Source organism: Marinobacter algicola DG893 (assembly GCF_000170835.1).
GTDB classification, from domain to species: domain Bacteria; phylum Pseudomonadota; class Gammaproteobacteria; order Pseudomonadales; family Oleiphilaceae; genus Marinobacter; species Marinobacter algicola.
Genome location: NZ_ABCP01000012.1, coordinates 67,241 through 79,366 on the forward strand (window position 1 = coordinate 67,241; position 12,126 = coordinate 79,366).

Genomic DNA, 12,126 nt, shown 5'->3' on the forward strand with positions numbered 1-12,126 from the left:
TCAGTCAGATGTCAGTCAAAGTACAGAGAGCCCTGGTTAACGAGGGTGCTTAGAAGACCCTGTATGGCATCGTCACCGGCAAAGCTGGCCAGCGCACCCATGTCCGGACGAGCGCCGGCACAAAGAAGGGGCGCCAGGGGGCCTGCGTCGCCCCGAAGCAGGAACTGCTCACCGTCCACGAACAGGGCTGTTTCGTCCTCGAAGTCATGGTAGGCGAAGCGTGAGCCTTCGTTCCAGCGCAATGGGTTGCCGGCCGCGATCAACTCGCCCAGCAATTCTGGTGTGACCGGCTCTTCCGCGGGCACGACGATCTCCAGGCTCTTGGGCGCCGTTGAGTACTGGCCGAACCAGAGTGCCAGCTGGCGTTGATCACTGAGTTGGTCGCGGATGAGGCGGTCGAGCCGATGGATAACGTCGGGCCCGATGGCGCCGGGGTTATCCTGGACCTTCAGGTCCGGATCATCCAGATGACCAGAGGCATCGGAGCGGCTGCACAGGAAGTCGGTGAAGCCTGTCAGCACGTCGTCGACCGTAGGCGCTCGGAACCCGATAGACAGGGTAATGCAGTCGTCCTCGGCAACCCCGTGGTGGCCAACGCCCGGTGGCAGGTACAGCATGTCTCCCGGTGCCAGGGTTACCGTTTCCTCGCCCTCCCAACTGCTCAGGATTCGTAGCGGCGTACCATCCACGCGCGGCGAGGTGTGGTCGCAATGGCCACCAAAGGTCCAGCGCCGGTGCCCCTCGGCCTGCAAAAGGAAGACATCGTACTGGTCGTAGTGGGGGCCTACGCTGCCACCTTTTGGCGCATAACTGGCCATGATGTCATCCAGCCGCCAGTTGGGTACGAAGCGGAATTCGTCCAACAGGTCAGCGAAGTCTGGAACCCAGTGGTCAAGGCCCTGAACCAGTAGTGTCCAGTGGCTGTCCGGCAGCTTGCTGAAACGTTCGGGCTCGAAAGGCCCGTTGTGCAGTTGCCAGGGTTTGCCTTTATCGTTCTCGATCACTATGCGGGATTCAACAGCGTCCTCGCAGGCCAATCCCGCCAGTTCGTCGGCCGAGACAGGGCACTCAAAGCCGGCAAAGGCCTGGCGGATGACCAGTGGTTTTTTTTGCCAGTAGTCCCGCAGGAATTCCTGGGCGGGCATTCCGCCGGGCAATTGCATGGTTCAGATATCCCGTGCCTGTTGTGTGGCGTTGCCTATGTAGCTACCCGGTGTCAGTTCCATCAGTTCGGCTTTGGCGGTATCGGGAATCTCCAGCGACTCCACAAAGGCCTTGATTACATCCGGTGTCATGGCCTTGCCACGGGTCAGCGCCTTCAGCTTTTCGTAGGGCTTCTCGATATTGTACCGGCGCATGACGGTCTGGATCGGCTCCGCCAGCACTTCCCAGGCGTGATCCAGGTCCTCGTCCAGGCGTGTCGGGTTGATTTCGAGTTTACCCAGGCCCTTCAGGGTGGCCTCGTAGGCAATCAGGCTGTGGGCGAAACCCACGCCAAGATTGCGCAGAACGGTGGAGTCGGTCAGGTCCCGCTGCCAACGGGAAATCGGCAGCTTGGCTGACAGATGACTGAACAGGGCGTTGGCGATACCCAGATTGCCTTCGGAGTTCTCGAAATCAATCGGGTTGACCTTATGGGGCATGGTGGAAGAGCCCACTTCGCCTTCTACGGTTTTCTGCTTGAAGTAGCCCAGGGAGATGTATCCCCAGATATCCCGGTCAAGATCGATCAGAATGGTGTTGAAGCGGGCAATGGCGTCGTAGAGTTCGGCAATGTAATCGTGGGGCTCTATCTGGGTGGTGTAAGGGTTCCAGTCCAGGCCCAGGCTTTCAATGAAGTCCTTGGCGTTCTGGGCCCAGTCGACGGATGGGTAGGCAGACAGGTGAGCGTTGTAGTTGCCCACGGCTCCGTTGATCTTGCCCATCAGCTCCACGGCGCGAATCTGTTTTACCTGCCGGCGCAGGCGATAAACCACGTTGGCCAGCTCCTTGCCGACGGTGGATGGCGAGGCCGTCTGGCCATGGGTGCGGGACAGCATCGGTTGTTCCGCGTGCTCATGGGCCAGCTCCGCCAGCCGGTCAACGATGCGCTCCATGGCCGGCAGCAGGCCGTGGTCCAGCCCTTCGCGCAACATCAGGGCGTGGGAGAGGTTGTTGATGTCCTCGGACGTGCAGGCAAAGTGTACGAATTCCGTAACAGCGTGCAGTTCGGGAACGTCGGCAATCTTCTCTTTAATGAAATATTCCACCGCCTTAACGTCATGGTTGGTGGTGCGTTCAATGCCTTTGATCCGTTCCGCGTCTGCCAGGCTGAACTCCGAAATCATTCGATCCAGAAACTGGTTGGCGTCGGCAGAGAAGGCTGGCACTTCAGTGATGTCGGGATGGGCCGCCAGTTTCTGCAGCCACCGGAGCTCGACGGTCACGCGGTTCCTGATCAGGCCATATTCACTGAAAATGTCACGAAAAACGCTGACTTTACTGCCATAGCGTCCATCGACCGGGGAAATGGCGGTCAGGGCGTTGAGTTCCATCGAAAACCTCTCAAGTCATCAAAGATACGGTCAAAAGAAAAACTGGGGGCGCATATGATACACCAGCGACGGTCCGGATTCAGTCGTAAACCGAGCGGTTTGCCTTCTCCGCCAGTTCCCGGGCGGTCATGATGACCTTGCGGCGAGTGAAGATAAGTTGCCAGCGGCGGCCGCCGGTCTGGTGCCAAAGGACGGCGGAGCGAATACCGGCCAGTAACAGGGCACGTACCTTCGCCGCGTTCTCCTCACGTTGAAGAATCGTGGGCTCACCGCTGACTTGGATACGTTGGCGGAAGGTGCTGATGGTGTCCGTGTAAATCGATGCCACGTTGGCAATCAGATTGCTGTGGCTGTAGCCGAAGTGGCTCGCGGTGTGCCGGGCCTGATCAATCCGACTGCCGATTATACCCAGCATATCGCTGTTTTGACGAAGCTTGGATGAGAGGTTGATCAGGTTCAGGGCGTAACGCAGTACTTCAATGTCCTGTTGTTTGCTCTGTTGACTCATCACGCTGGCGAGGGTGGACAGGCCTTCACGCAGATCCTTCAGTTCACCGCCGAACACATCCAGGGTCGTTTCCGGCTGCGTGGCGAACAGTGAACGCAGGCAGGTTTCAAAGCTGGACTCCGCGCACTGGCCGGAATGGGCTATTTGCTGGACCAGAGCAGAGGCCTGGAAGACGCCCGCCAGAGCCAGGGTCTGGTCGTGTATCGATCGGCTCATGCGCCGGCTCCTTCCGCCTTGTTTTCAGTTCCTGTGGGCGCCTGCTCACCATCCCGCCAGGTTTGTTCGATAACACCGCCACCAAGGCAGACCTCGTCGCGATAAAACACGACCGACTGGCCTGGAGTGACGGCGCGCTGGGCGTCGTCAAAGACAACCCTGAACCCGTTGCCCAGAACTGTCACCGTGCAGTCCTGGTCCGGTTGGCGGTAGCGGGTCTTGGCCTTGCAGCGGAATTCCGCAGCCGGAGCTTCGCCGGCAATCCAATCCACCGGTCCGCTGATCAGCCCCCGGGAGAACAGCAGGGGATGGTGCTTGCCCTGAACGGCAACCAGTACGTTGCGGGACAGGTCTTTCTCCGCGACGTACCAGGGCTCGTCGCCAAACTCACTCAGGCCGCCAATGCCCAGGCCCTGACGCTGGCCAATGGTGTGGTACATCAGGCCCTGATGCCGGCCGATAACCTGGCCATCGGGGGTCTCGATATTTCCGGGTTGCGCGGGAATGTACTGTTTGAGGAAATCCCGGAACTTCCGTTCCCCGATAAAGCAGATACCGGTGGAGTCTTTCTTGTCGTGGGTGATAAAGCCCTGTTCGGCGGCAATGCGACGTACTTCCGGTTTTTCAAGCTCGCCCACTGGGAAGAGTGTGCGGGCAATACGTTCGCCGGAGACGGCGTGCAGGAAGTAGCTCTGGTCCTTATTGGGGTCAAGGCCCTTGAGCAGTTCGGCTCCGCCACTGCCGTCGTCCAGAGGACGCTGGCGGGTGTAGTGACCGGTGGCAATGTAGTCAGCGCCCAGGGTAATGGCGTAATCGAGAAACGCCCGGAACTTCACTTCCTTGTTGCAGAGGATGTCAGGATTCGGGGTCCGGCCGGCCTTGTATTCCGACAGGAAGTGCTCAAATACCCGGTCCCAGTATTCGGCTGCAAAACTGGCGGTATGCAGCGTAATACCGATGGTTTCCGCTACTGCCCGGGCATCCGCCAGGTCGGTCATGGCGGTGCAGTATTCGGTGCCATCGTCCTCGTCCCAGTTCTTCATGAACAGGCCTTCCACCTGGTAACCCTGGTCCTTCAGGAGCCAGGCTGCCACGGAAGAGTCTACGCCGCCGGACATGCCGACAATCACTCGGGTATTTTCAGGTGCTTTAGTCATGTCTGGGTCTGTCGGGGTCAAAGAGGCGGATTCTAGCATTTAAGCCAGGTTACGTCTGCGGCTCGACAATGACATCCAGAGGAAAGCGGCGCCCGTTTCGGTAATCTTCTATGCATTGCATGACCAGGGGGCTTCGAAGCTTGTCGGCCTGCGAGCGGATTTCACCGGGGGTTAACCAGTGGGCGGCGATAATGCCGTCGTCCAGCTCATCGGTCACTCGGCTCAGGGCCTTGGCCGAGAAGCAAAACCGGTAGTAGGTAACGCCGTTGGCGGGAGCCTTATAAGTGTAGACGCCGAGAAAGTGCTCAGGCACCACCTCCCAGCCAGTCTCCTCCAGGGTTTCCCGCTGTGCGGCATCAAGAATGCTTTCACCTTCCTCTACGTGGCCCGCGGGCTGATTGAACACCACCTGGCCATGGCTGAGTTCCTCAACCAGCAAAAAACGGCCCTGGTCGTCTTCAACAATAACGGCAACGGTCGCGTGGGGTGTCCAGGTCATGGGCGGGGGCGCCTCCGGGGTGCGTGTTTGCGAAGTTTCGCCGGCTTTCGCGCCGCCTTTTCAGGCGGGGGTGCGGGCGCATGAACGGATATTGCCCTGTATTCGCCGGGCGTAAGCCCGTCCAGGGTCCAGTCTCCAATACCATAGCGAATCAATCGCAGGGTAGGGAAGCCGACTGCCGCCGTCATGCGACGGACCTGCCGATTTTTACCCTCGGTAATGGTGATCCGCACCCAGCTTGTCGGAATCGACTCCCGATAACGCACTGGTGGATTTCTGGGCCAGATTTCTGGTGGTGTCATGGTCGCCACGTCGGCCGGGCGAGTCTTACCATCTTTCAGTTCCACGCCTTCGCGCAGTTTCGTCAGAGCCGATTCGTTGATCTCACCTTCAACCTGAACCCAGTACGTTTTTGGCATTTTAAGCCGGGGAGAGGCAATTCGATGCTGCAGTTGTCCGTTGTCCGTCAGCAACAGGAGACCTTCTGAGTCATAGTCTAGCCGCCCGGCGGGATAGATGGCAGGGATCGTGAGCCAATCGGCGAGGGTAGCGCGAGGATTGCCGTTGGTGCCGCCTTTCTCGTCGGTGAACTGGCACAAGACCCCGAACGGCTTATTGAAAAGAATCAGCGTTGCCATGGTCGCAAATGAACCTTGCTTTCGAGAATTGAATTTGAAACGGCACATTATGCCAGAAGTAGGGAGAGAGGGGGTTCGGGTAGAGGGCTCGGTCGCCCCAATTGGTTGCGGAACGACCGAACGTCCGGACACACATTAACGAGCCGGTCATTGTGGGCCGGTGTTGTCTGCCTGGGCAGTGGCAGCGTTAGCAGTCAGGCATTTGCCGCGCGGGGCTGATCCTGATATCCACTGTCCTGATTCTGTTCCACGTCGGCGTCACTGCCGGATGTTTTCTCAGAAGCGTTCTCCTGTGAGCTTTGCTTCTGCGGCTGTTCCTCCGGGACGATGTTGACCGCGTGGATCCCTTTGTCGCTGGGCTTTTTATCGAAAGTAACGGCCTGGCCGGCCTTTAAGGTTTTGTAACCTTCCATTTGCACTGAAGAGAAGTGAGCAAACAGATCGTCACTGCAGCCTTCCTCGATAATGAAGCCATAACCCTTGGCATTGTTAAACCACTTTACTTTGCCTCTTGGCATGATGAACTCCCCTGTTCTTTCACTGTCAGTGTCTTTGTTATTGATGTTATTGCCGAGCGTTTTGCCTTGCACGGATTGCAGCCTGTCAAAGGCTTCTTACGCCAATTTACAATATTTTACATTGCTATCGTACTGTTGACCAATATTCGCTCAGAGTCAATAGCAGTTATAGCCGGAATGTATGGTTGAACCGGGGCCTGAGCCTGTATCATGACGATATTGATAACCAGCGCACGCCCGGTTACCCGAGGTACCTTGAAAACCGGGCGGCAGACAACCATCTTTAAGCAGAGGCACCGTTTTCCGGTAAAGAATCATGCGGACTATCCAGAATTCTCTACTAGTATTAAATCAAGGGGAGGACGATCAGCCAGGACATCAGGACGATGTCAGTGTTGCTCCCGAGAAGCCCGCCCTCAAGCGCCCCGCGCGCTTCAGGGTTCTGCTTCTGAACGATGACTACACACCCATGGACTTTGTGGTGGATGTGTTGATGAAGTTCTTCGGAATGAACGAAGAAAAGGCGACGCAGGTGATGCTGCTCGTCCATACGCAGGGAAAGGCTGTATGCGGGGTATATACCCGGGACATCGCGGAAACAAAGGCGGCACAGGTGAACCAGTATTCCTCGGAATGCGAACATCCGCTCCTTTGCGAGATTGAACGTGCGGACTGATAGACCTTGGGGTGGCCCATGCTGAGCAAAGATCTTGAAATTACACTGAATACGGCTTTCAAAAGTGCCCGCGACAAGCGTCATGAATTCATGACCGTCGAGCACCTTTTGCTGGCCTTGCTCGACAACGAATCGGCAGTGGGCGTTCTGAAAGCATGCGGTGCAGACCTGGCCCGGCTTCAGGAAGAACTCGTTGAGTTTGTGGATTCAACCACACCACTGATCCCCAGCAACGACAGCGAGCGGGAAACGCAACCCACGCTCGGATTCCAGCGCGTGCTTCAACGTGCTGTTTTTCACGTACAGTCCTCTGGCAAGAAGGAGGTGACCGGTGCCAATGTGCTGGTGGCCATCTTCAGTGAGCAGGAGAGTCAGGCGGTGTATGTGCTCAAGAAGCAAAGCATCGCCCGTATTGACGTGGTGAACTTTGTTTCCCATGGCATCTCTCGCGTTCAGGGTGCTGAAGATCAGGAGGGGCACGACCAGGCGTCTCATGACGAAGCTGCGGAAGAAGGTGGTGCATCACGTCCGCTGGAAAGCTACGCAACCAACCTGAATGACCAGGCCCGCCAGGGTCGCATTGACCCGCTGATCGGCCGTGAACACGAAGTCGAGCGGGTGGTGCAGATACTGGTCCGCCGTCGCAAGAACAATCCGCTCCTGGTGGGCGAAGCCGGTGTGGGCAAGACCGCGATTGCCGAAGGCCTTGCCAAGCGCATTGTGGATAGTCAGGTGCCGGAGATCATTTCTGACGCGGTGGTCTATTCGCTCGATCTCGGTGCTCTATTGGCCGGCACCAAGTACCGCGGTGATTTCGAGAAGCGGCTGAAGGGGCTGCTTGCGGAACTGAAAAAGGAAAAGCACGCGATCCTGTTCATCGATGAAATACACACCATCATCGGTGCCGGGTCCGCATCCGGGGGTGTGATGGATGCCTCCAATCTGCTCAAGCCCATGCTGAGCTCAGGGGAAATCCGTTGCATTGGCTCCACCACCTTCCAGGAATTCCGTGGCATTTTCGAGAAGGACAGCGCGCTGGCTCGCCGTTTCCAGAAGATTGATGTGAACGAACCCAGTGTTGAGGATACCTACCAGATCCTCAAGGGGCTGAAGTCCCATTTCGAGAAGCACCATGACCTGAAGTACACCGATCAGGCACTGCGTGTGGCGGCTGAGCTGTCTGAGCGCTATATCACCGATCGTCACTTGCCCGATAAGGCCATTGACGTGATCGACGAAGCCGGCGCCCATCAACGTTTGCTGGCAGTTGCCAAACGCAAGAAGACAATCGACGTGTCGGAAATCGAGGATGTGGTGGCCAACATCGCCCGCATCCCGCCGAAGAACGTGTCCACCAGCGACAAGGACCTGCTGCGCAATCTGGAGCGGGACCTCAAGATGGTGGTCTTCGGGCAGGATCCGGCTATCGAGTCATTGTCCACCGCCATCAAGCTGGCCCGTGCCGGCCTGAAGGCGCCGGAGAAGCCGGAAGGTGCCTTCCTGTTTGCCGGCCCCACAGGTGTGGGCAAGACCGAAGTCACCAAGCAACTGGCCAAGGTGTTGGGTATTGAGCTGGTGCGCTTCGACATGTCCGAGTACATGGAGCGGCATACCGTATCCAGGTTGATCGGCGCACCTCCAGGCTATGTCGGGTATGACCAGGGTGGTCTGCTGACGGAGTCCGTGAGTAAGCATCCGCATTGTGTGCTGTTGCTGGATGAGATCGAAAAAGCTCACCCGGAAGTCTTCAACCTGCTGCTGCAGGTAATGGACCACGGCACGCTCACAGACAACAACGGTCGTAAGGCGGATTTCCGTCATGTGATCCTGGTGATGACCACCAACGCCGGTGCCGAAAGCATGGCCCGCCGTTCCATTGGCTTCAGCGAGCAGGACCACAGCACGGATGGCATGGAGATCATTTCCAAGACCTTCACGCCGGAGTTCCGCAACCGCCTGGATGGCATTATCCAGTTTGGTGATCTCCAGCCGGCCACCATTACCCATGTGGTGGACAAGTTCCTGACCGAACTTCAGGCACAGCTGGATGAGAAGCATGTGGTTCTCCACGTGGATGACGCCGCGAAAGAGTGGCTGGCAGAGAAGGGCTACGATGTCACCATGGGCGCACGCCCGATGGCACGCCTGATCCAGGACAAGATCAAGCGCCCCTTGGCGGAGCAGATACTGTTCGGTCGGCTGTCAGAACACGGTGGCGATGTTCACATTCACCTCAAGGACGGCGAACTGGAGTTTGAGTACGAGGACGAACCCGCCGAGGCGGTATAAGCACGCTTGACGGGTTCATAAACTCCTGAAAAGGCCATGCTGGAAACAGCATGGCCTTTTTTGTCGGTAGTGGCCCGCCAATTGGCTCTATTGAGTGATCACTCCTGACGTTGTCGTCAATCCAATTTTTCCGCTTCTCTGTCAGATTGTTGTCTGACAGTCAGATTACCTGACGCAATAATAAGGAGAATCGGGAGATGAAAGCGTTATCCGTGCTTTTGCTAGTTATGCTCGGCCTTTCTGGCTGGAGCGGTGCTGGCGCCAGCGAGCGCCGGGAGTTCTGTGTGTTCGATGTCGCTGGGGCAAGTGGGTTTGTTTACCGTACATTGCAGGATTATCACCGCAAGGCCGCTATAGCCGGAGTGGGGCTTAACATGCGTCCTTACACTGATGAGGATAAGGCCGTTGCAGATCTAAGGGCCGGGCGCTGCGATATTGTGGCGGTGACGGATATGGGGGCCCGCACGTTTAACGACTTCTCAGGCTCGATCAGTGCCATCGGGGCGGTTCCCTATTACGAGGACCTGAAAGTGCTGCTCCATATCCTGGCCAGCCCCAGGGTTGACCGTCATCTTGAGCAGAATGGCTACGAGGTACTGGGTGTAACGCCGATGGGCGCGGCTTACCTGTTTGTGAACGACCGGGCGATTGACCACGTGGAGGCTTTGGAGGGAAAGCGTATCACGGTGTTCGAGGGGCACCACGATGCCCGCCATATGGTTGAGTATGTTGGCGCGGTGCCGGTTACGGCGAAAATTTCCAATTTTGCCAGCCTGTTCAATTCCGGCGAGGCTGATATCAGTTATGCACCAGCGGCCGCCTATGAAGTACTGGAGATGTTCCGGGGCATGGGCAGCAAAGGCGGTATCGTCGATTATCCGGTAGGGCAGGTGACTGTTCAGTTGATTGCCCGTGCGGATGAGTTTGACGACGCTTTTGTCAGGAAGTCGCGACGGATCATGTCCAGGCTCTACCCGGAGGCCATGCGCATTGTGAGGCAGTATGAGCGGTCGATTCCCGAGGATCGCTGGGTAAAGATTTCACCCGAGGCCGTTCGGGGTTACCAGGAAATGTTGCGCAGCGTGAGGATTGATATGCAGCAGTCCACGGAAGACTCGGGCATGCTGGCTGCGGGTGTGTACCATGACGACATGATGACGATACTGCGAAAGGTGCGGTGTTATACCAATCCAGGCGCGATGGAATGTTCTGCAGAGAATCGGGAATAGGGGCTTGGCTTGGAAGGGCCTGCAAACAAAAAGCCCCGATGTTCGGGGCTTTCGAGTCTCATGCAGCTATCTATCAGCGGGCGCGGTAAACGATGCGTCCCTTGCTCAGGTCGTACGGGGTCAGTTCTACCTTGACCTTGTCGCCTGTCAGAATGCGGATATAGTTCTTGCGCATCTTGCCAGAAATGTGAGCGGTCACAATATGGCCGTTTTCGAGTTCAACCCGGAACATGGTGTTTGGAAGCGTATCGACAATAACGCCTTCCATTTCAATAGCATCGGACTTCGCCATTCAGTAAAAACCTCGTAAATTGGCTTGCTGTGATTTTAAATTGCGCAATTCTGCCTGATTTACCGCCATTTGGCAAAAATCAGTTCGCGTCCATGGTATGCCACTGCCCGTCGCGAAGCGCTTCGATCGGGCGGAATCGTGTTTTATAGTTCATTTTCCGACATTCTTCGATCCAATACCCCAGATACAGATGTGGAAGCTCCAGCCGTTTTGCTTCCTCTATCTGCCAAAGCACTGCAAAGGTGCCCAGGCTTCGGCTTTCATAAGCAGGATCAAATACGGTATAGATGGCAGACAGGCCCTCGTCCAGCATGTCCACGGCGGCCAGGCCCACCAGGTTGTCGCCGTCCATGATTTCGACAAACCAGGAATCGGTGGCGCCCTCCACCAGGAACGACATGAACTGTTCGCGTGAGGGAGGGTACATGTCGCCGTCAGAATGCCGTTGTTCAATGTAATTTGCGTAGAGACTGTAATACCGTTCCGAGAAGGTTGCCTTGACCATGCGGCAGCGAAGGTCAGCGTTCTTTTTCAGGACCCTGCGCTGGCTGCGGTCCGGCTGGAACTGTTCCACCTTGAGCCTGACAGGAATACAGGCGTTGCAGTTCTCGCAGTGGGGGCGATAGTAATGCGAGCCACTTCGACGGAAGCCCAGGGCGGTCAACTGGCTGTATAGCCGCTTGTCCACATGGGCTCTCGGGTCGACGAACATGGTGGTTGCTTCGCGATCTGGCAGGTAGCTGCAGTCGTGGGCCGGCGTGGCAAAAAACACCAGGGTCCTGAGATTGCTCATTCACACCTCCGGGCCGGGCCACTGCCACCGGAAGCCCCAGTCGCTGTGGTCCGGACTACTGTCGACGCATGTCCTGAGTATAGATAAAAATTCGCTGCGTGGGATACTTCGTGCACCCATTCGCAAGAGATGGCCGCTTTCCACCTGGCAGTCCATAATCCGATAGCCCCATTCCCGGAGTTGATTGGCCAGATGGACCATCAGTACTTTCGAGGCGTTGGTTTCCAGTGAAAACATGGACTCACCAAAAAAACAGCGGCCAATGGCCAGGCCGTACATGCCGCCGGCCAGTTCTCCTTTTGGGTTCCACACTTCGATGGAGTGGGCGATCCCCTGTTTGTGAAGCTGGCCATAGCTGTCAATCATATCCTGAGTGATCCAGGTGCCTTCAGCGCGGGTGTTGGCGCAGAGGCGGATGATGCGGGGGAAGGCCTGATCGGCGGTGATGGTGAAATAGCCGCGGTTGAGGGTGCGCCGAAGGCTTCTGGAAACGTGGATTTCTTCCGGGAAAAGGACGCATCTGGGGCTGGGGGACCACCAGAGTATGGGCTGGTCGTCGCTGAACCAGGGGAATATGCCGTTACGGTAAGCGAGTTTGAGCCGTTCGGTGGATAGGTCGCCGCCCAGCGCCAACAATCCATCCGGGTCGTCCAGGGCCTGCTCGGCGGGGGGGAACCAGAGTTGGTCGGGGTCTAGCCAGGGTAGTGAGGTCATCTCGGTCCGGCCTTATTGCGGGCCTTTTGGTGGTGTTGTTGGCCTTGGGGGTGTCGGAGGGTG

13 protein-coding genes are annotated in these 12,126 nt (G+C 57.2%); 3 read left to right on the forward strand and 10 right to left on the reverse strand.

Translation table 11 applies throughout. The features are described 5' to 3' along the window. Nucleotides 1-11 precede the first annotated feature (11 nt). From MDG893_RS10285 to MDG893_RS21320, 7 genes are all read right to left on the reverse strand, one after another. A complete protein-coding gene (locus tag MDG893_RS10285) occupies nucleotides 12-1,163 on the reverse strand; it encodes a cupin domain-containing protein (RefSeq protein WP_007153715.1) in 1,152 nt (383 codons plus the stop codon). A gap of 3 nt (nucleotides 1,164-1,166) precedes the next feature. After that, nucleotides 1,167-2,534: an adenylosuccinate lyase gene (gene purB, locus MDG893_RS10290; protein WP_007153716.1), complete on the reverse strand. Its 1,368-nt coding sequence runs from the start codon at nucleotides 2,532-2,534 to the stop codon at nucleotides 1,167-1,169. Nucleotides 2,535-2,613: 79 nt separating this feature from the next. After that, nucleotides 2,614-3,258, reverse strand: coding sequence for a high frequency lysogenization protein HflD (hflD, locus tag MDG893_RS10295; RefSeq protein WP_007153717.1), 645 nt, complete (start codon nucleotides 3,256-3,258; stop codon nucleotides 2,614-2,616). After that, nucleotides 3,255-4,415, reverse strand: a complete 1,161-nt coding sequence (gene mnmA, locus MDG893_RS10300; protein WP_007153718.1) for a tRNA 2-thiouridine(34) synthase MnmA — start codon at nucleotides 4,413-4,415, stop codon at nucleotides 3,255-3,257. Before mnmA ends, hflD begins: the two co-directional genes overlap by 4 nt. A gap of 49 nt (nucleotides 4,416-4,464) precedes the next feature. Next, complete coding sequence (locus tag MDG893_RS10305) at nucleotides 4,465-4,914, reverse strand: NUDIX hydrolase (RefSeq protein ID WP_007153719.1); 450 nt, start codon at nucleotides 4,912-4,914, stop codon at nucleotides 4,465-4,467. After that, nucleotides 4,911-5,552 (reverse strand): pseudouridine synthase, encoded by a 642-nt coding sequence (locus tag MDG893_RS10310; protein WP_007153720.1) that lies wholly within the window; start codon nucleotides 5,550-5,552, stop codon nucleotides 4,911-4,913. Before MDG893_RS10310 ends, MDG893_RS10305 begins: the two co-directional genes overlap by 4 nt. Nucleotides 5,553-5,746: 194 nt before the next feature. Further along, the gene (locus MDG893_RS21320) at nucleotides 5,747-6,070 is read right to left on the reverse strand and encodes a cold shock domain-containing protein (protein ID WP_040474504.1); all 324 of its coding nucleotides are present in this window, start codon (nucleotides 6,068-6,070) and stop codon (nucleotides 5,747-5,749) included. Between the two features lie 316 nt (nucleotides 6,071-6,386). Between MDG893_RS21320 and clpS the strand changes: the two genes are divergently transcribed. From clpS to MDG893_RS10330, 3 genes are all read left to right on the forward strand, one after another. Continuing rightward, nucleotides 6,387-6,746 (forward strand): ATP-dependent Clp protease adapter ClpS, encoded by a 360-nt coding sequence (gene clpS / locus MDG893_RS10320; RefSeq protein WP_007153722.1) that lies wholly within the window; start codon nucleotides 6,387-6,389, stop codon nucleotides 6,744-6,746. A gap of 18 nt (nucleotides 6,747-6,764) precedes the next feature. Next, nucleotides 6,765-9,035, forward strand: a complete 2,271-nt coding sequence (gene clpA, locus MDG893_RS10325; RefSeq protein WP_007153723.1) for an ATP-dependent Clp protease ATP-binding subunit ClpA — start codon at nucleotides 6,765-6,767, stop codon at nucleotides 9,033-9,035. Nucleotides 9,036-9,232: 197 nt separating this feature from the next. Further along, complete coding sequence (locus tag MDG893_RS10330) at nucleotides 9,233-10,264, forward strand: putative solute-binding protein (protein WP_007153724.1); 1,032 nt, start codon at nucleotides 9,233-9,235, stop codon at nucleotides 10,262-10,264. Between the two features lie 73 nt (nucleotides 10,265-10,337). On the opposite strand, the gene infA is transcribed toward MDG893_RS10330, so the two are convergent. The 3 genes from infA to aat form a co-directional block, all read right to left on the reverse strand. Continuing rightward, nucleotides 10,338-10,556, reverse strand: coding sequence for a translation initiation factor IF-1 (infA, locus tag MDG893_RS10335; protein WP_007153725.1), 219 nt, complete (start codon nucleotides 10,554-10,556; stop codon nucleotides 10,338-10,340). Nucleotides 10,557-10,635: 79 nt separating this feature from the next. Further along, nucleotides 10,636-11,349, reverse strand: a complete 714-nt coding sequence (locus MDG893_RS10340) for an arginyltransferase (RefSeq protein ID WP_007153726.1) — start codon at nucleotides 11,347-11,349, stop codon at nucleotides 10,636-10,638. After that, entirely contained in the window at nucleotides 11,350-12,063 is a 714-nt protein-coding gene (gene aat, locus MDG893_RS10345) for a leucyl/phenylalanyl-tRNA--protein transferase (protein WP_007153727.1), read from the reverse strand. Nucleotides 12,064-12,126: the final 63 nt, after the last annotated feature.